The sequence below is a fragment of the uncultured Streptococcus sp. genome (genome assembly GCF_902463925.1).
Classification (GTDB): domain Bacteria; phylum Bacillota; class Bacilli; order Lactobacillales; family Streptococcaceae; genus Streptococcus.
Genome location: NZ_CABQHE010000001.1, coordinates 221,571 through 241,088, shown reverse-complemented (window position 1 = coordinate 241,088; position 19,518 = coordinate 221,571). Strand labels below are relative to the sequence as shown.

Genomic DNA, 19,518 nt, shown 5'->3' with positions numbered 1-19,518 from the left:
CTTTGACCTGCTTAAAAGGTTAATTCAAAGAAACTGAGTGTTTGACTCCTGTTTCTTATGACCTTTATTATAATTTTCATTTCATTATAACAAAGTCTGAATAGTATGACTAGCTTTTCATTTTATAATCTGCTTTTTGGCGTTGTTTGCGGAAATATAAGAGGACAGCTCCAAGGATAATGATGATAATGCTGACCCATTGTGAGACACGCAAGCCAGCAAACATGAGACTATCCGTACGCATGCCTTCAATGACAAAGCGTCCAAGACCATACCAGATAAGGTAAAATGAAGTCACATCTCCCTGTCGCAATCCCTTCTTAAAACGTCGTAGTCCTAGAATAATGATAAAACCAACTAGATTCCACAGACTTTCATAAAGGAAGGTAGGCACACGGTAGCTTCCATCAATAAACATCTGCTGACGGATAATTTCTGGAAGATAATTCAGATGACTAACTGCTTTTCCATAAGCCTCTTGATTGACAAAATTTCCCCAGCGACCGATACTCTGAGCTATCATGACCCCAGGAGCCGCAATATCTAGAAAATCTAAAACCGAAATAGCATGACGTTTGGCGAACCAATAAAGGACAGCTGCTCCACCAATCAAGCCACCATAGATGGCAATTCCACCATTCCAAATCGCAAAAATTTCCGATGGATTTTGGCTGTAATAAGACCACTGGAAAATCACATAGTAGAGCCTAGCACCAACAATAGCTATAGGAAAGGCTAAAAGAATAAAATCTAAGATATGCTCAGGATTGATTCCCTTTTCAGGAGCCCAACGTTGAGCCAGATAAACTGCAAGTAAAAGACCAGATACGATACAGATGGCATACCAATGAATACTGATTGGACCAAGTCTTAGAGCAATTGGATCAATAGTAGCTAACATTAGTCTTCACCATTCTTACTAATGAGGTTAGTCAAACGGTCATTAAAAGTTTTGGTTGCATCAAATCCCATTTGCTTAGCACGATAGTTCATTGCTGCAGCTTCGATAACGACTGACACGTTACGTCCTGTCTTCACAGGAATGCGGATACGTGGAATCTTAACGCCCTGTAATTCAATCTCTTCATTGCTATTTCCAAGACGGTCGAAGACCTTGCCATTTTCAAAATTCTCAAGATATATGCCCAACTGAACTTGAGATGAATTACGGACAGCACTAGCTCCGTAAAGGCTCATAACGTCAATGATACCAACCCCACGGATTTCAAGAAGATGGAGAAGAATTTCTGCAGGTTCCCCCCAGAGGGTTTCCTCATCCTTAGCATAGACATCTACACGGTCATCAGCAACTAGACGGTGGCCACGTTTCACCAACTCGAGCGCTGTCTCACTCTTACCGATACCAGAGTCTCCTTGAATAAGAACACCCATCCCATAGATATCTACTAAAACACCATGGACACTAGTACGTTCAGCTAATTGAGAGTTGAGATACCAAGACATGTCACCTGAAAGTGATGATGTACCATTACGTCCTTGAAGAACTGCTACACCATTTTCCTTAGCAGCTTGAAGCATCTCTTCCGGAATATCAAGACCACGCGCCACGATAACAGCTGGAGTTTCCGCTTTAAACATATTAGCAAAAACAGAATAACGGTTATTATCAGTCATGGTTTTAAGGTAGGACCACTCCTTCATCCCAACCAACTGAAGTCGTTCCGGTGAATAATAGTCAAAATAACCCGTCATTTCTAAACCAGGACGAGAGATATCAGCCGTTGTTATCGCTTTTGACAAAAGCTCCTCATTCCCATAGACAACCTTGAGTTTAAGCCTATCAACCAACATTTTAACAGTTACAGTCATGTTATTTCCTCCGATTATTTACTAGTTTCATTGTATCATAAAAAGGTTTTCAATGCGGTTCTCAAAGCAAAAAAGACCTATGACTAGCACTAAGGGCAATCATAGATCTTTTCTCTTATAATTTGCTTACCAGTTCCACTCGTCTTCTACAGGTTCAGCGTTTTTACGTTTACGTCCATCCTTGAGTTTGATTTCAGGATAAATATCTTCCTTATAAGGAAGGAGAAAGGCTAAAACCAAGTATAGAAAGATTCCAAACTGCGTTGAAACCATAAGAATGATAGCTAAGATACGAGCTAAAGCTAGATCCCATCCAAATTTATCTGCCAAACCTGCAACAACACCGGCGACAAGTCTATTTTTTCGTGTCTTATAAAAACGATTTGACATGGTCTAATTCTCCCATCATTTCTTTGATTTAATTATATGATTTTTTTAAACTAAAAAAATCAGCCCTAGGACTGATTTAGAAAAATGAGCTTGCCTCGGCACAAACCACAGCCAAATTTCTGTGTATTGACACGGCGTTTGCGACGGTAAATACGACCACAGGATTGGCACTGATAGAGGTAGTAGTTCTCCTCCTGACCTTGCATCTTTGGAGCGTATCTCAGGCCATCGACCTTAGCTAGTAAGTCCTTGAAATCTCTATCAGCATGCTTGTAACCCTTCCCTTGAAAGTAAAGGTGATAATGACAGAGTTCGTGGCGGACGATTTTTCGAAAGGTTTCAAGACCATGTTCTTCATAGAGCTTGGGATTAAAATCTAAATGTCCATCCTTGGGAAAGAACCGCCCTCCAGTGGTCCGGAGACGCTTGTTCCATAAGGCTCGGTGCTTAAATTTCCAGCCAAAATCTTCTATAGAAACAGTCTTAACATAATCAGTTAGATTCACGTGGATTCACCAAGGAAAGATTGAGTTTTTCATGCTCTAAATCAACTTTTGATACCCATACGGTAACCAAATCCCCAACAGAAACGACCTGACTTGGATGATTAACGAAGCTCTTACTCATCTCAGAGATGTGGATAAGACCATCCTCATGGACACCGATATCAACAAAGGCACCAAAGTCCACAACGTTACGGACTGTTCCTTCAAGTTTTTGTCCTACTAACAAATCTTTGAGTTCAAGAACATCTTGACGAAGTACTGGTGCTTCAAAATCATCACGGAGGTCACGACCTGGTTTCAAAAGGTCAGCAATGATATCTTTGAGGGTTTCCTGTCCAAGTCCCAATCCTTCGGCTGTTTCTTTAAGATTAAGAGCTTTCAATTTTGCTTTGGCAGAGTCGTCCAAGTCTGTAATAGCCAACTGCTTGAAGAGGGCTTTTACCGCTGGATAGGACTCTGGGTGAACCCCTGTATTATCCAAGATATTCTTAGCATTTGGAATACGAAGGAAACCTGCAGCTTGTTCGAAGGCCTTGGCACCAAGTCGTGGGACCTTTTTGATTTCAGCACGTGATGCAATCTCACCATTTTCCTCACGGTAGGCGACGATATTTTCAGAGATAGTCTTGTTGAGACCTGAGACATGTGACAAGAGGGTACTACTTGCCGTATTGACATTGACACCAACCTGGTTAACCACGGTATCAACGACGAAGTCAAGATTTTCAGAAAGTTTCTTCTGGCTAACATCATGCTGGTATTGGCCTACTCCGATTGATTTAGGATCAATCTTAACCAACTCAGCCAATGGGTCTTGAAGACGACGGGCAATGGAAATGGCAGAGCGTTTTTCGACCGTTAAGTCTGGGAACTCATGGCGGGCCAACTCTGATGCAGAGTAAACAGAAGCACCACTCTCATTGACAATGACATATGAAGTCTCTGGAAAATCCTTGAGAACTTCTGCCACAAAAGCTTCACTTTCACGACTGGCTGTTCCATTACCGATAGCGATAATCTCAATGGCATGCTTTTTAATGAGGTCAGCCAAGTCTTTCTTAGCTTGGGCAATCTTGGCCTGACTAGCTGGAGCCACTGGATAGATAACTTGCGTTGTAATGAGCTTACCAGTTTGATCAACCACGGCCAACTTAGCCCCTGTACGAAAGGCTGGGTCAAACCCAAGAACCATCTTACCTTTAAGTGGTGAGACTAGAAGAAGGCTTCGAAGGTTTTGAGAGAAAAGTTGAATCGCACCATCTTCTGCTACTTCAGTCAACTCGCTTCGGATACGACGCTCCATAGCTGGAATGATTTTCTTCTTGAGAGATTGGTTGATGACTTCCTCGATATAGTCATTTTTTTGTTTGAAACGGGCACTGTAAAAACGGTGCATTTTCTCAAGATTGTGCTTAAAGGCTACTTTGACAACGCCTAGTTTCTCCCCACGGTTAAGGGCTAATGTACGGTAACCTTGAAGTTTAGACACCTTGTCCTCAAAATCATAGTAGATTTTGAAAGTTTCTTTTTCATCCAAAGATTGATCCTTGAGGGTTGAAGTGATGTCACTGTTGTTCCAGATTTCGTTGTAGGTCCAAGAGCGCAAGCTATTGTCCTCAGAAAAGGCCTCAACCAAAATATCCACAGCACCTGCAAGAGCCTTGTCAGCTGTTGGAAAGGCTTCAGATGTCAGCTTTTCAGCTTCAGCCTTGAGATTTGGACTATTTTGCAAGATAAGACGAGCCAAGGGGAAAAGACCTGCTTCACGGGCAACTGTCGCTTTGGTGCGGCGTTTTTCCTTATAGGGAAGATAGAGTTCTTCCACATCTGCCAACTTCTCAGCAGCTTCAATAGCTGCCTTGAGTTGATCAGTCAATTTTCCCTGAGCCTCAATCTTGTTAAGAACTGTTTCCTTACGGTCCTGAAGAGCAGTCAAGGACTTGTCCATATCAATGATGGCCTTGATTTGCATTTCATCCAGATTACCGGTTTTTTCCTTACGGTAACGGGCAATGAAGGGAATAGTATTACCTTCTACGGTCAATTCCAAAACAGTTTCAACTTGTTGTTTTTTTAGGCCCAATTCTTGAGCCAATGTCTCTAAATTTTGATTTTCCATAAACTCTATTATACCATGAGAGGAGATTTGCTTGGGCAGAAAACCTTGTAGCTGAAGCGAGAATTTTTAAGCAAGAGGTAGTATAATAGAAAAGTAAACCTATTGTTAGGGGCTATTTCTAACAGAAATGACGCCCTTAGTATCTTATGTAACTGAACTCGGGCTATTTCTTTCGGAAAATAGATGCATCTTCCTAGAAGCAGTGCTTCTTCATCTGATGACCTAATTTTCTGTCAGAAATGACGCCCTTAGTATCTTAATTAACTCGGAGGCTTTTTATGGCAGTTATTCAGAAAAAAACAAATGAACTTGAAAGCATGATGGCATCTTTTGCGGCTATCCCTGATTTTGAAAAGGCGGGAACTGATCCTAAGAAGGATAAACGTCTTCAAGAAGATAAGAAGAAATAATTTTTATGGCTATTTTTCATCAACTACCAGATAGCGTTCTGCAGCTTCTGGCAGTTTTTCTATCGATTATTATCGAAGCCCTGCCCTTCGTTTTGTTAGGAAGTATCCTGTCTGGCTTTATCGAGGTCTTTGTGACTCCTGAAAAGGTCCAAAACTTCCTTCCAAAAAACAAGGTCCTGGCTATTCTCTTTGGAACTCTGGTTGGTTTTATTTTTCCCTCTTGTGAATGTGGAATTGTTCCAATAATCACACGCTTTTTAGAGAAAAAAGTGCCTAGCTACACAGCTATTCCTTTCATGGCAACTGCTCCTATCATCAATCCAGTCGTTCTCTTTGCGACCTATACTGCCTTTGGGAACTCTTGGTACTACGTAATTTTACGTTTTCTCGGAGCTTTCTTGATTGCTATGATTTTGGGAATTCTGCTCGGCTTTGTGGTGGATGACCAGATTCTCAAGGACAATCATAAGACCAGTCATGTTCACGACTATAGTGGTTTGTCAGCTGGTAAGAAAACCTTTCAAGCTCTGGTTCATGCAGTTGACGAGTTCTTTGATACTGGGCGTTACCTGATTTTCGGGAGCTTGGTGGCTGCAGGGATGCAGACCTACCTACCTACCCGAATCCTAACGACTATCGGTCATAATTCAGTAACAGCCATCCTTATCATGATGCTCCTGGCCTTTATCCTCTCACTTTGTTCGGAGGCGGATGCCTTTATCGGGGCTTCGCTACTCTCTAGTTTCGGAGTGGCACCAACAGTTGCCTTTCTCATCATTGGTCCTATGGTTGATATCAAGAACTTGATTATGATGAAACACCAGTTTAAGACACGCTTTGTTGGTCTCTTTGTAGGAACCGCAAGTCTGGTGACAATCATTTATTGTCTGCTATTGGGGGTGATTTAATGTTACGTTTTCTCATCTTATCTGGGTATTTTGAGCTCGTCATGTACTTGCAAGTTTCCGGCAAGCTCAACCAGTACATTAACATCCACTACTCCTACTTGGCCTACATTTCCATGGTGCTTTCCTTTATCCTCGCTGTGGTTCAACTCATTGTTTGGATGAAACAAATGAAGGTTCACTCACATTTGTCAGGTCGAGTAGCCAAGGTAGCCAGCATCGTTCTCTTGGCCTTTCCAGTCCTCACTGGGCTCTTGGTGCCAACAGTGACCTTGGATGCCAATACCGTGTCAGCTAAGGGCTATCATTTTCCACTAGCGGCAGGGAGCGATCCTAATCAGGCCGACCAAGAGGGAACGACTATTCAGTACTTAAAGCCAGACACCAGCTCCTACTTCACCTCCTCAGCTTATGAGAAGGAAATGACCAGAGAGCTCTCCAAGTACAAGGGACGTGAGACCATCCAGATTACCACTGAAAATTACATGGAAGTCATGGAGCTCATCTACCTCTATCCTAACGATTTTGTGGGCAAGAAAGTCACCTATACCGGCTTTGTTTACAATGACCCACAAACCAAGGGTTATCAGTTCATCTTCCGTTTTGGGATTATCCACTGTATCGCCGATTCAGGTGTTTACGGACTGGCGACGACAGGAAGTGACCAAACCTTTAAGGATAATACCTGGGTAAAAGTCACTGGTACCATCACTGTGGATTACTATCAAAATCTCAAACAGAGCCTCCCTATCCTTAATTTGACTGAGATTAAAGAGGTTAATCAGCCTGACAATCCTTATGTTTATCGCGTATTTTAAAAAGCCAAGTTCAGTTGAACTGGCTTTTTAAGTTGAATCAAACTGTACAGTTACTTAAATCTTGAGAGTACAAAAACCACCGCCATTACGTCCAAACTTTTCATTGTGTTGTACAGTTACTTAAATCTTGAGAGTACAAAAACCAATTCCTTGGATAAGGGTCTTAAATCTGAGTTGTACAGTTACTTAAATCTTGAGAGTACAAAAACTACTGCTAGACGGTTTACTAGTTTTAGGTTGTTGTACAGTTACTTAAATCTTGAGAGTACAAAAACATCTACGCTTAGCAGCTTTCATTTCCGCATGTTGTACAGTTACTTAAATCTTGAGAGTACAAAAACTAGGTGGTAAGGACCATTGCCATCCCAAGTGTTGTACAGTTACTTAAATCTTGAGAGTACAAAAACTAGACTATGAAGAATAAAGAAAAGCCTGAGTTGTACAGTTACTTAAATCTTGAGAGTACAAAAACGAAATCAAAGGCTTACGGTCTCGTCTGTGGGTTGTACAGTTACTTAAATCTTGAGAGTACAAAAACCGAAGGCTTAGGAGACAAGACCATCACCAGGTTGTACAGTTACTTAAATCTTGAGAGTACAAAAACATGCAAGGGGAGCTTGACTTCTCTAGTGCTGTTGTACAGTTACTTAAATCTTGAGAGTACAAAAACGCTCCTGGTAACTTCCTAAAGCCTTGGCATGTTGTACAGTTACTTAAATCTTGAGAGTACAAAAACTGCAGAGCGTGGATGGTCCGACTTGCTAAGGTTGTACAGTTACTTAAATCTTGAGAGTACAAAAACAAGAACGAGCTTTGCTACTTGCGCTTTAATGTTGTACAGTTACTTAAATCTTGAGAGTACAAAAACTCTCCTCACCGTTTAAAATCTCACGCACACGTTGTACAGTTACTTAAATCTTGAGAGTACAAAAACCTATCGCTGCAGAAAGTGTTTCCGCATGAAGTTGTACAGTTACTTAAATCTTGAGAGTACAAAAACGGGGATTACTACATCGAGGATGACACCATCGTTGTACAGTTACTTAAATCTTGAGAGTACAAAAACCTCAAATGAAATTTTGATGTTTTTATACCCACATAGTGATTATAAAAACAATAACTGTCCTTGTCAATCCTTACTTTCTAAAAATTTCTGTAAAAGTTTTTCATCAGATATTTGGGAATATCTTATACGGTAACTGAAATGAAACAACTGATTTAGGATATTCAATATTACTGAATCAACAAGTGAGAGACTAGGTTGTGTCAACATTTTTGTCAATAAATAAGGTGTCACGGTCTCTAAGGAAATCCTAAATTCCTCTCTCCCTGGAAAATTATTACTTGGATAATATTGGACTACCCTTTCATACATAAACTCAACATCATACAAATGCTCCACCTGGTCAGATAAAATATTGACGAACTTACTATTTTCTTCATCAATCTTTAAATGGCCTTGGTCACTAGGAAATAAAATAAAGGTTAAGTTTGGATACTTTTTGACTAGCTGACCAATTTGCTTATAAAAACTATCATAAGATTCCTTTGAGATAAAGCTATCAATATTTTTTAGCACAATGAGATATTTCTCTGTTGTTTGTGACAGAAGACGGTCTAACATTTCTAAAAAGAAGGTTAGTTTATCGGTATTAGATACCCATTCAAAAGATAAATTCTTATTCTCAATAGCAAAAAATGGACTAAAATTTTTTGTGAGTAGTTGGTCTAGTGTTAGAGGACGATTCTCTAAATGGTATTCCACCTTACCACTGTTTAAGTTGATATGCTGATTCATTGCCCCTTCTATAATCTCTACTTGTTCATTAATTTTCTCCAAATGGTCTACAATATCAACCTGATTAAGAATTTTACTAAGGTAACCCTGAGCAAGTGTTCCTTTCTTATATTCCATCTGCTCAAGTAAATCCTTAAAACTTGAAATGTCGATATAGTGATAGCTACTTCGCTTCACTATTTCTCCAGGCTCATCAAGTATGGTAGGCTCTTCATAATCAAAAATACTTAAGTCCTCACTTGAGTATTTTCTTCCACCAAAATACCAGCTCAAAATCTGCCAAATATAATATTTGAGTTCTTTATTCTGACCAACAATTTGTGTGATTGCACCAATATTCAATTCAATACGTTCCTTGTAAGGATGTTGTACAAAAAATTTCATATAACCACCAACTTATTATCACTGACGATTTCCTCTTGCTTAGTTTTACCACCTATGATTAATGTCATCTCTGAAAATTGCTTTTCAGTAACCGCCAAAAGTCTCACATTTCCAGCAGGCAGATTGCTCATCTTTAGCTTCTTATAAAATTTATTTGCAAAGCTTCTATTAGGACAAGTGCGATAGTAGACCGAAAATTGTAACATTTCAAACCCATTTGAAATTAATTCTTTACGAAAATTACGATAAATTCTTTTTTCATCCTTAGATTCCATTGGCAAATCAAAAAAACATAATAATCTCAACGCTTCATACCTCATCTTATTTTCTCCACTCTAAACTTGATACCACTGGGCAGTGAAATTTACTACTATCTTTTTCCGAAATATATTTGATAAAGCCTTTGACATATTTGTCCATAGCAACTGTCACTGAGCAAGTCTCTTTGCCATATTTGATTTTAGCATTGAGTAAATCTGTCAATCCCAACCTATACTCATACTTAAGGAATTCTTGATCTCGTAGATTATCATAAACCCAAACATCTACAATCTGTCTAAATGGCTCCATCAAGTCATCAACCAAATTAAACTGATTGTATTCATTTTTATGGAAGATTCCTAATAGTCCATTTAAACCATAACCCGCCACTATTCTAGCCATCTGGGCCCTCATGATAGCATAGCCATAGTTTAAGCCAGCATTGATGACATCTGCTTCTTGCTGAGTTACTCTGACAAATTGTTTGCCAAAGAGTTCATTAAAGTAGACCTTAGCAGCATGTCCCTCTCTATTGGTTCTATCACCGGGTTCTATCTGCTCTTTATAGTCTGAAAGTAGTCTAATGTTATCCAGACTTTTTTCAAACATGGCTAGGACATCCTCTTGGTTATTGATTTTATAGTAAGTCACAATCTGCCACACCTTATCCTTTTGCTTCTGCGTCCAGTCCATCTGTTCTTTCAAGCGTTTGTAGGCTCTAAAATGCCCATTTTGTGAGTGATAAATTCCTGTTGGTAAATGTTCGTTATCACAAACGACTAAGGCAATATTATATTTACTTAAGGCACTTAATAGACGAAGGGTAACAACGGTATCCCCACCTTCTGCAACTATTATCGAAATATCACTAAGTGGCACCGTAAACTCTTGCCCCATCTTTTGCACTAACAAGTTATCAAGTTTTAAGCGCATCTTCTCACTTTGACTGACATGTACAACTCTCCAAGTCATTTCTTCTCCTTTTTTAATAACGAAAACACCCTGCCATAAAATGACAGGGTGTTGATTTCGGCATGAAGCCTTATCTTTGTAGCTTCTGCAAGATTTAAGTAACTGTGTAAGGCGTCCCTTACACGATAATTATAGTATATGACAACTATAATTGCAACACTTTTTAACAATTAATATTAAAAATCTAGCTTAGGCTTATCACCCTCATTTTTGATGATATGCTGATTTCCAAGGACATCTGTTCTTACTTTATAAATTGAAAGATTATCTATATTCAAATTTTTTTGTAATTGTGAGGAAGTGCTAGGTAAACTTCCAAAAATTCTCATCTTTTCTCCCTTTTCAAAATGCTCCTTCTCATACGGTTTCAATTCTACTTTATTTTTTTCAAAAGATTTCGGATTATCTTTGCCTGTACGAGAATGAAATCTAAAAAGTTGCTTCTTTCCTGCTTCAATATCAACGACAAGTATTATATCATTCTTATAAAGGGTAAATTTAAATTCTGACTTTTCTGAAACTCCCTCTCTAATCCTTATTTCATTGTATTTACTGGAAGAAATCTCAGCTTTATTCTTACTTTTTTTATATGATATATCAGCATATTTCAATCCTAAAAACTCATATTTCATTGTTTCGGGATTAAAATAAACATCAGTCCTCCATGGATTAAGTTTACGCAATGCAACTGTATTTTTACTATTTTTAGGAGTAATATCAATATGTCTACCTAAAAGTTTGTCATAATATTTAAAACTCTTGATTTCAGGACCATTGCCTTTTTTACTATATTTACGAATATAGTCGCCATGTTCTTCTTTATATTTTAGGAAAGGATTACATGGTACTTCTTTCCCTTTTTCATTCATTTCCTTATTGGGATAGTTCTCTAAAATTGGCTCGATAACTTTCTCAAAGGTTTGTGGGTCGTGACGATACATGAGGAATTTTGACTTATCCTTCTTATAAATCTTCATAAAGGCATCATAACCATCCTGGGTATAGATATCTTTGATTTTTCCTAAAACATAAGTTTCATCCTTCTTATCTTTCCCTACTTTAGCCTGTCTTGTCGCATAAATAGTGGCATCTGATATTTTACGATTAAACTTAGAATCCACTTGATATGAGAATAAGATACTGTCTTCAAATTCTTTACTCTTCAATGTATCAACAAAATGTTGATAAGGGGCTTTGAATACAGATTCCTTGTACTCATCGTCACTAATAAGTTCACCTGTTTCAATATCAAGTAGTTGATCTTCTGAATAACTTACAAGGGTATTCTTTTGTTTTTTCCACAAATTCAACTGACTTGAAGCAGCAATAATCAATGCATCGACAGCATGGTGATGATAAGTAGCACGAGTCTTTTCAATTCCCCAATGGCGTCTCAATTGAGATGTGAATTGACCACGAACCACGGAAACTTTTGTATCAATCTTGTGAGCTCTAAAGTGTTCTTGAAGGGCATTGAGGACAACTCTTGAAGCGTATCTTGTATCTACAAGATTTCGTTCAATAAATTTCTTTCGAACATCAAATTTTGAAATATCTTCTTCCGTAAGAAGATATTCTTTTTTCTTATTTGAAAGTGTTTTTGATTCACGTACAAAGGCTTTTAATTCACGGAAAGACCATGCGTCATCCATACTATCTAAAGCCTGATAAGGTGTTCGTTGTCCTTTTTCTTGGTTAGCAGTTGCATAAACCAAAACCTTATTGGCAAGGCTATCATCAAAGGTAATAGAGAGAGGTAAAATATGATCTATTTCAAATTCATTAGGATTATTAATCAAATCATGGATTGAAATTGTCTTACCAGTATAAAGGCAACGTTCTCCTTGCTGATGCCAAAGGCGGATTTTAGTCGCTAATTGCTTATGACCGTGGAAAACACTATGTGGTAATTCAGCCTTTCCATTATATTGGTTGGCAGCCTTAAGCATTGCTGCATCTTTTTCATCTTTGTTGGCTTTTTGAATCTTTTGAATCGCTTTCTTTTCATCATCTTCATTTGTTTCACGAGCCATTTCGATGACAATATTGTCAAAGTCTCCGTACTCTTTGATTGCTGCATTTACTATTTTTATAGCTTGGCGAACAGACTTAGCAACAACAGGATTATAGATTTCTTCAGTTAATAGTTTTTCATCTATATATTTTGTTTTATTTGAAGATGAAGTTGTTTTTTGTTTTCCAAGTCGTGTCAGGATAGTCATTTGCTCTTCTGACGTCGCATACAATTCTGGGATTAACTCCATCATCAGTTTGACAGAAAAATTATGCCATCCTTTTCCAAAAATGGAACTATTTGCTTTGCGGAATTGAACCAATTCGTCAATTTGCTCCTGGCTAAAGCTACCATCAGCAAACTCATTCTCTAAGGCTTCTTGAATACCTTCCCTCTCAGTGTTTAATGTCAAGACATAGGCTAACTTATCAAGTTGGTCTCTTGCCATTTTCTCAATATCAATGGTTTCAAGCGTCTTCATCTTTCGATAGGCTTCGAAAGTATGAATTTCAGCTTTATCTGATTTATCGATGCGGTATCCTTTGATATCCGCAACATCGCAAGAAAGTAGCTTAGCGATATATTTAAAGAGTTTCGCTGGACCCATCGCCTTTTCATTTTTGACATAGGTAATGATTTGATGTTTCTGTTCTTCACTCAACTTCTTGGTTTCTGTTGGGACTGTCAAATTGTTCAAATCATTTAGCAAATTGAATTCTTGAGCCGTGTAAGATGCTTTTGCTGCTCTAAACTCTTCTGGGTAAAATGTACATTTACCAATTAGGATTCCAAAAATATTGTCTAAAGTTTCTCCAGATGTTCTATAACGACCATAATCAGTCCGTGACTTTTCATTACCTGGTCCATGATAATATTTACGTTTTCCAGTTAGAATTTCGAGATACCGATTAATAAATTCATCGGTAATCTGCGGATTAAATTCTTGCTGAGTTTGCAGTATTCTTAGTGCTTCTGCTCGATAAGCTGACGTTGGAAAGACATTAATTAAGCGATGTTTTTTGCCATCTTCCTCAACAGTAAAATCACCACGTAATTGACCAAATTTTTGATAGCGTTCCAACTGAATCTGTCCCGGTGTCTTAGTTTCTAATTGTTTGCTATTTTCCTTAACAATTTGTGCATAGTCTCCTACTGATGAATTTCCGTCATCGCTGGCATCATCGAGGTAACTAATCCCACGGTGTTTCACCATATTTTTAAGAGCGATAAACAATTCTTCATTAGACAATTCATCGGTCAAGCCCTTTACTCGTAATTGATATGGGTTAAGATTAATTGAAATCTTCGTAAAATCGGTGATTAATCCACTTTCCTCAAATAGATGATTTAAACGAACTCTACGATGTTTTTTACGTCGTGTCAAGCGTCTTCCTTGACGATTCGTTCTACGTACTAAATTATTTTCCGCTTGAGCTGCTGGGAAGATGCGTGAGTTTTTATGGATAATTTCTCCTGTCACCCTATTAAGGATACCTACACCAACAGAGCCTATACCTATATCAAGTCCTAAAACTAAGTCACTCATTTAATAATCTCCTTATGCTTTTTCTAATATTTTACAATAATATCTGAAAATTCACAACCATGTTTGTAAACGCTATAATCTATGTTTTAAAAAATCAATTTAATATCATTTTTATCTAAACAACTCTATTCACCTCATTCCGAAACCTAGAAAAAATATAAGTACTACTCCCTTTAGCGACTTTGCTCATGTAAAAAGCCAAGTCAACTTGGACTTGGTCTTGGGTTTCATTTTTGAACAAAGGAGTTTAAATTACCAACTGGTTGGTAAGGAAATCGGAATGTTAAGCTTGACCTTCATTTTGCTGTTGGTCACAGTGGCTTGCTCAATCTCGTATCCTATTTCGGGAAGCTTGAGCTGAATCTGGTTGTTAACCATGCGAACACCACTGCTGGACTGGGCAATGCTCTTCTTGAGATAAGGCAGAGCCAGTGATTTTGGAACTGGAAGACGACCCAAGTGGGCACCTGCCAAATCTAGTAGTATGACTTTCTTGTTAGTGCTAACCGTAAAATCAAGGCTAAATGTTGATTCAATAGGGCCAAGAGATACGGGAACCTTAGCTGTTAGATAGGAATCATTCAACTCTACGGTACTGTTTTGCAGGGTCTCATCATTAGATTCAGCTATGCTTGCTTTTAGGACTTGACGAAACTGATTACTATCAAGATTAATCTCGGTTGAAAGGCCCCCTGATGATAGGGATGTCCCACCAATACCCGCCTGGACTAAATCAACAAGAGATGTTTGTGTTGATACATTTTTTAATTGGTCCTGACTGTCAATTTTGTCCGGAATGAGCAGAGCCGCCACTGCAAAAAAGAACACAATGACAAGGACGATGAGTCGTTTAAACCACTTCCACATAGGGATACCTCATTTCAATCTTTCACTTTTGACGTCTATTGTACTGGAATCAAGTGAAAAAAGCGAGTAAGAACTGGAAATTCTCTCATATTTTCTTAATTCAAGAGGTAGGGCTCAGGAGCTTCATATACCTTTAAGTAAGCATTGGCATATAGGTGAACGCCGTCATAGGTATGCTCTGCTTTCTGCTCTTTTCTATCATCGACCGGATCAGCATTACAATTAATGAAGGGCAGACATAGGTTTTGGCGATTTCCTCAAGAGTCTTATTAGAACGGTCAAGATTTTCAGGTGTCCGCAATTTCATCCACTGGATAGATACCCGTATCTGCCAAGACAGATGAAGATTGGCTGGGTAAAAAGCTATTAGGTAAATCTTAGTATTTGGCAATATAGCTAGTATTTACTCCAGAGTTTGTCGAAAATTTGTACCGTGAAAATGACTTACCTGTTTTTGGTGGTGGCTATGATAAGACGTTCTTTTCTCTGATTGATGAACAAGGTCAAGAGTTGACTAGATTTAGATATGATGTAGGCAGTGAGACTGCTACCATATCAGAGCAAGTATCTAGCGTTTTAACACAAGACTATCTAAGGCTTGCAGAAGAAGCAGATAGTAGGGTGACTGGACGAGTAGGAGACACAAGAAAAAGCCCCTGATCAAAACCAAGGGCCAGTAGCTGAGGAGTCATCTATGGGGTTGGATAATCTTTCGGTGTCAAATGAAGACACACAAAAAGAGAGGACCAATTTTAGTAAGGGTTCTTTACAGCCCGAAGCTGAAGGTAGCACCGCACCTGTATCAGAAAGTTCTGATACCTTTGAACGCTCTGTTACCAGTCGTCCTACGTTATCCTCTCATCCTCTTCATTTTAGCATAAAAGATGGCTACAAGTCAAGAAAATCAAGGCTTGAGCACTCTGTTGATAAGCAAGATTTGGACAAGATAAATAGAAGAAGTCACGATCTTCAAGAGGCAGCGCAATTTTACCGAGATGAATTGGCAAATTCTACAATCAGTTACTTTACCTCGGATGGAAGTATTGCTCAAGTTAATTTTTTAGAAAAGAATTTCATGCACTTGACAGGACTTAAACCACTTGGAAAGGATCAAGTCCCAGAAAAGACCTTGCATGATTTTGCATCAGGTGGTGAGATTGAGTATGATATCGTCAATACCTCTACTCCTAGCAATTTCACAAATGGGAAAAGCTCCATGAGAGAGGAGCCCGTGAAGAGTGTCTCCCCCTTGATAGCGACCTCATTTAAGTACTGATAGTTTTTAAGTATGATTACTTTTAATTCTTCCATGATAACTTTCTGCTATATTTATCTAAATGAGTAAATAGAGGATAATCTTGCTAGTTGGGAATCATTTGCTAAGGATAGTTGCATCTATTTTCAGAAAAGGCTTTTTTATTGGTTTATGTGTAAGCTTTTGTTATACTTGAGTTATCAAAGAAAGGAGACAATCCTATGACATTGTCCAAAAAACTCACACTTTCTCTTGCCTCTATGGCAGTTCTTGGTCTTTTAGCAGCTTGCTCAAACCAGAAAGCTCAAACACCTGAAAGCTCTGCTAGCACCCAACAAAGTTCAAGTAAGGTTTCATCTTCACAAAGTTCTGAAGCTTCTAAACAGACTAACGAGCTAGATGGCACCTATAAAGGGACTGATGAAAACGATCGTATTACTCTTACCATCTCTGGAAATACTGGAACTTGGGAAGAAGACGAAGCAGATAGCGAGAAGGAAAGCAAGTCTGTAACAGTTAACCCTGACAATCAAAGTCTAACGATTGGGGATGATATCAAGTACTATAAACTCAACGGGAATCAGCTGACTATTGAAGATGATGACCGTGATCCAGATGATACCATTATCTTAACAAAATAATATCAGATACCTTAGCCAAACCACTCTCTCTGGATTTAGCTAAGGTTTTTTATGTTTTACTATATGCAGAAAGAAAGCGGATACAAACAGGGTGGGCTGATGATGATCCAAAGACAATTATGGTTGACGCTATTCTTTTATCAATTAGTGTAACTCTTATTGGACTCGGATTTTCTGTATATAATTATATTATCTTCGACAAACCTTTTATGACTACAACTACAAAAGGTTTTCTAGCTGCATTTTCTCTGTGTGAGACTATGGTTGCCATTAGTCTATCCAAGTCAAATAGGAAGTAAAGATAAGAAAAAGGTATAAGTTTGGTGACTTATACCTTTTTTGGTAAAACATTACTTAATTTTGTGTTTGTTCATTTTCTCTTCAAAAATAGCTGTCATGATTTTACGCAACTCTTCTCCTTCTTTTTCAGGAAGGTCCCCTTGGCGCTTAGCAACAGTATAGAGATCAGGGTATTGCTTGGCTACACGCTCTACCGTCTTAGTCGTCGCATGCCCTCTTACAAAGAAAGGAATGCGTTTAAGCCATTCTTGTGGTACGAGAGCAAGCAACTTCTTCGCAGCTTCCTTGTCAGAAATCTCAGCTGTGCTCAAACCTTGATTGATTTGTTCTTGTTCTTTTTCAGTAAAATCTTTTAATTTCATTACTAATTCCTCTTAATCTTTATATAGTAGATTTTACACTCTTACATGAGATTATACAACTGATTGGGACTGGTGGGACAAGGAATTGACTAGCTCATATGTCATGTTTCTACCCTACTCAAACTTTCGTTGCACGTTAACCTAGTCCATATCCACCCATTTGCCATTGTCCATGATAAAGGGTTTGGCTAGACCCGGTCCGGTGTAGTCCTTGTACTTGGTTGTGAGATACTTGTAGCAGTCCTTCTTGCTAGCAAATCTAATGGCTTGGTAGGGCTCTTCAAAGGTCAACTTTTCAACAAATAGGTAGCCATCTGTCGATGGGGCTAAGACGCCGACGTGGCCGACAAAAAGAGAATCTCCGTCCAAATTATCGTGGACAATAACCGACAGCATGCGTGCCTTGTCATCAAAGGTGAACTGCTTGTAGTAATCCTCCATATGCTTGGCGTGAACCTTGACATTTTGGGTTGGGTTAGTTTTGACCCGTGAAAAGAGAATTTCAAAGTTTGCCTGCTCCTTGGCATCAAAGAGCTTCCCCTTGTCAATGGCATCCTTATCTTGGAAAAGGAGCTCACTATCACTTTTGACTTGTGGAATCTTTATTTTTCCTTTCAGTAGCATGTAAGTGTTAATACGGCAGTTAGTACCGATAAAGTCATCATGCTTGGCTGTCCACAAGCTACTGATTTTTTCCACATCATAGTCGGTTTTAGTAAATGGTTTAAAATCCCCAGTTAAACCAACAGAACCAACGGTATCATTGTAATCCTCGACCAGATTGATAAAATTTTCCACACTCCCCTCGTCCAAATGTTTCGAGAGAATGGAACGTACCTCACTAAGACTAGTCTTACTATTGAGGTTGGAGTAGCTTGGTTGCTTCTCCTTTTTGTGGAAATGTGTAAAAACTGCTAATCCGACAAGGAATAGGCTAGAGATAGATAAAAGAATCAGCGTCTGTTTTTTTAGATATTTCATAGGCGTCTCCTTGGCTTCATTATATCAGATTTTGTAGGCTACTCCTTCTCAAAACGCTCTTCCACAAGAAAAAAACCTCGTTACCAAGACTTTCTTCACTTTTTCAAATTTTTCTTTCTAGTCTCTCAAACCTTCACTTGCCATTCACAATATTGGCGAAGGCTTCTTGAATGTCCTTGTTATTAGTTGGGTACATGTAATACATGTTTTCAGGATTCCCCTGATTTTGCATGGAAACTAGGACCACTGGTTGACCCTTATGGATGGTGAAATGGTAGAGAATCATAGCAGAACCTGAATACCCGTAGCTGTCCACGATGATATAGTCCGCCGTCCCTGTACCAGCGTCTGAAAAGGCAACCTCATGGCAAGGCTTGGTCTGGGTATTGACAGCAGTCTGTACCTTGGCTCTTGTGGTTTGGCTTCCTAATGTCCGTCACAATCATTATTTAGAACAAGATACTTCTACTAGCGAAAACTCAGGCAGTTGGTATAAGAGCGGCAAAGTCTGGGCCATCATGATTTTCGGTGGATTACAGTCACTCTTCTTCTACACCACTATCACTTGGCTTCCAACAATGGCTACTCAAGACGGTGTCGGCGAAGCCAATGCCGGAATTCTAGCTTCCGTTTTCACACTGACAAGTATTCCATTCTCTATGATCGTTCCTAGCCTAATCACTAAACTTTCTGATCGTAACCGCCATTTGATGCTAGTGATTACCGTCCTAGCAGGATTCGTCGGAGTTGCCATGCTCCTAGTCAATACAGACAGCTTTGTGTATTGGTTAGTCCTTAACCTTTTAATCGGAAGTTCTGCTAGTGTCCTATTCCCTTACATGATGGTTGCCTTTTCAATGAAGGCTAGCACCCCTGAAAAAACAGCCCAACTATCAGGTTTAGCCCAAACCGGAGGCTATATCTTTGTGGCACTTGGACCAGTCCTATTCGGCTCAAGCCAACAACTCTTCCACTCTTGGACCCCTGCTGTTTTTATTCTTCTCGTCTTGACCCTAATCATGGGAATAGCCCTCTATAAAGTTGAAAAAACAGACGTTATTTTGTAAGTGAAAAAACAATATAATAAAATGCCCCACAAGTTGTAGCTTGTGGGGTGGTTTTTGTGTGTAGCAAATAAATACTACTTTTAAATACGAAA

At 38.9% G+C, this 19,518-nt stretch carries 17 protein-coding genes, 3 pseudogenes and 1 CRISPR repeat array; of the genes and pseudogenes, 7 read left to right on the top strand and 13 right to left on the bottom strand.

Annotation, left to right across the window (positions count from 1 at the left end; all coding sequences use genetic code 11):
* Window positions 1–109: 109 nt before the first annotated feature.
* The 5 genes from lgt to RDY04_RS00995 all read right to left on the bottom strand — a co-directional run bounded on the left by lgt (window position 110) and on the right by RDY04_RS00995 (window position 4,845).
* Window positions 110–901 (bottom strand): prolipoprotein diacylglyceryl transferase, encoded by a 792-nt coding sequence (gene lgt / locus RDY04_RS01015; protein WP_303952886.1) that lies wholly within the window; start codon window positions 899–901, stop codon window positions 110–112.
* On the bottom strand, window positions 901–1,830 hold the full coding sequence (gene hprK, locus RDY04_RS01010; protein WP_303952884.1) for an HPr(Ser) kinase/phosphatase: 930 nt from the start codon (window positions 1,828–1,830) through the stop codon (window positions 901–903). The genes lgt and hprK overlap by 1 nt, the downstream gene beginning before the upstream one ends.
* A gap of 126 nt (window positions 1,831–1,956) precedes the next feature.
* A complete protein-coding gene (locus RDY04_RS01005) occupies window positions 1,957–2,220 on the bottom strand; it encodes a PspC domain-containing protein (protein ID WP_002885986.1) in 264 nt (87 codons plus the stop codon).
* Window positions 2,221–2,285: 65 nt separating this feature from the next.
* Complete coding sequence (locus RDY04_RS01000; RefSeq protein ID WP_303952881.1) at window positions 2,286–2,726, bottom strand: SprT family protein; 441 nt, start codon at window positions 2,724–2,726, stop codon at window positions 2,286–2,288.
* Window positions 2,713–4,845: a Tex family protein gene (locus RDY04_RS00995; protein ID WP_303952878.1), complete on the bottom strand. Its 2,133-nt coding sequence runs from the start codon at window positions 4,843–4,845 to the stop codon at window positions 2,713–2,715. The genes RDY04_RS01000 and RDY04_RS00995 overlap by 14 nt, the downstream gene beginning before the upstream one ends.
* Before the next feature lie 278 nt (window positions 4,846–5,123).
* Between RDY04_RS00995 and RDY04_RS00990 the strand changes: the two genes are divergently transcribed.
* The 3 genes from RDY04_RS00990 to RDY04_RS00980 are packed head-to-tail and all read left to right on the top strand — an operon-like array spanning window position 5,124 to window position 6,978.
* Window positions 5,124–5,255, top strand: coding sequence for an SPJ_0845 family protein (locus RDY04_RS00990; RefSeq protein WP_002885949.1), 132 nt, complete (start codon window positions 5,124–5,126; stop codon window positions 5,253–5,255).
* A gap of 5 nt (window positions 5,256–5,260) precedes the next feature.
* The gene (locus tag RDY04_RS00985) at window positions 5,261–6,163 is read left to right on the top strand and encodes a permease (protein ID WP_303952871.1); all 903 of its coding nucleotides are present in this window, start codon (window positions 5,261–5,263) and stop codon (window positions 6,161–6,163) included.
* The gene (locus RDY04_RS00980) at window positions 6,163–6,978 is read left to right on the top strand and encodes a TIGR03943 family protein (RefSeq protein ID WP_303952869.1); all 816 of its coding nucleotides are present in this window, start codon (window positions 6,163–6,165) and stop codon (window positions 6,976–6,978) included. Before RDY04_RS00985 ends, RDY04_RS00980 begins: the two co-directional genes overlap by 1 nt.
* 41 nt (window positions 6,979–7,019) lie before the next feature.
* A CRISPR array of direct repeats spans window positions 7,020–8,044; the repeat unit is 34 nt; unit sequence TGTACAGTTACTTAAATCTTGAGAGTACAAAAAC.
* 63 nt (window positions 8,045–8,107) lie between these two features.
* Here the strand turns inward: RDY04_RS00980 and csn2-St are convergent.
* The 5 genes from csn2-St to RDY04_RS00955 form a co-directional block, all read right to left on the bottom strand.
* Window positions 8,108–9,160, bottom strand: a complete 1,053-nt coding sequence (csn2-St, locus tag RDY04_RS00975) for a CRISPR-associated protein Csn2-St (protein ID WP_303952866.1) — start codon at window positions 9,158–9,160, stop codon at window positions 8,108–8,110.
* The gene (cas2, locus tag RDY04_RS00970; protein WP_002946754.1) at window positions 9,157–9,480 is read right to left on the bottom strand and encodes a CRISPR-associated endonuclease Cas2; all 324 of its coding nucleotides are present in this window, start codon (window positions 9,478–9,480) and stop codon (window positions 9,157–9,159) included. The genes csn2-St and cas2 overlap by 4 nt, the downstream gene beginning before the upstream one ends.
* Window position 9,481: 1 nt before the next feature.
* Entirely contained in the window at window positions 9,482–10,393 is a 912-nt protein-coding gene (cas1, locus tag RDY04_RS00965; protein WP_295495118.1) for a type II CRISPR-associated endonuclease Cas1, read from the bottom strand.
* Between the two features lie 176 nt (window positions 10,394–10,569).
* Window positions 10,570–13,953 (bottom strand): type II CRISPR RNA-guided endonuclease Cas9, encoded by a 3,384-nt coding sequence (gene cas9, locus RDY04_RS00960; protein ID WP_303952847.1) that lies wholly within the window; start codon window positions 13,951–13,953, stop codon window positions 10,570–10,572.
* Window positions 13,954–14,205: 252 nt separating this feature from the next.
* Window positions 14,206–14,820, bottom strand: coding sequence for a DUF2140 domain-containing protein (locus tag RDY04_RS00955; RefSeq protein WP_303952844.1), 615 nt, complete (start codon window positions 14,818–14,820; stop codon window positions 14,206–14,208).
* Between the two features lie 694 nt (window positions 14,821–15,514).
* On the opposite strand from RDY04_RS00955, the gene RDY04_RS00950 reads away from it, so the two are divergent.
* From RDY04_RS00950 to RDY04_RS00940, 3 genes and pseudogenes are all read left to right on the top strand, one after another.
* A complete protein-coding gene (locus RDY04_RS00950) occupies window positions 15,515–16,096 on the top strand; it encodes a PBECR4 domain-containing protein (RefSeq protein ID WP_374110355.1) in 582 nt (193 codons plus the stop codon).
* Window positions 16,097–16,296: 200 nt separating this feature from the next.
* On the top strand, window positions 16,297–16,716 hold the full coding sequence (locus RDY04_RS00945) for an SP_0198 family lipoprotein (RefSeq protein ID WP_303952841.1): 420 nt from the start codon (window positions 16,297–16,299) through the stop codon (window positions 16,714–16,716).
* A 102-nt stretch (window positions 16,717–16,818) separates the two neighbouring features.
* Window positions 16,819–17,015: pseudogene (locus RDY04_RS00940) on the top strand (bacteriocin immunity protein).
* Between the two features lie 51 nt (window positions 17,016–17,066).
* Here the strand turns inward: RDY04_RS00940 and RDY04_RS00935 are convergent.
* The 3 genes and pseudogenes from RDY04_RS00935 to RDY04_RS00925 form a co-directional block, all read right to left on the bottom strand.
* Entirely contained in the window at window positions 17,067–17,378 is a 312-nt protein-coding gene (locus tag RDY04_RS00935) for a hypothetical protein (protein ID WP_303952839.1), read from the bottom strand.
* Window positions 17,379–17,519: 141 nt separating this feature from the next.
* Window positions 17,520–18,359 (bottom strand): DUF4300 family protein, encoded by an 840-nt coding sequence (locus RDY04_RS00930; protein WP_303952837.1) that lies wholly within the window; start codon window positions 18,357–18,359, stop codon window positions 17,520–17,522.
* Between the two features lie 133 nt (window positions 18,360–18,492).
* A pseudogene (locus tag RDY04_RS00925) lies at window positions 18,493–18,699 on the bottom strand (DUF4767 domain-containing protein); the annotation flags it as partial.
* Here RDY04_RS00925 and RDY04_RS00920 point away from each other — a divergent pair.
* Window positions 18,686–19,426, top strand: a pseudogene (locus RDY04_RS00920) (MFS transporter); the annotation flags it as partial. The pseudogenes RDY04_RS00925 and RDY04_RS00920 overlap by 14 nt on opposite strands.
* Window positions 19,427–19,518: the final 92 nt, after the last annotated feature.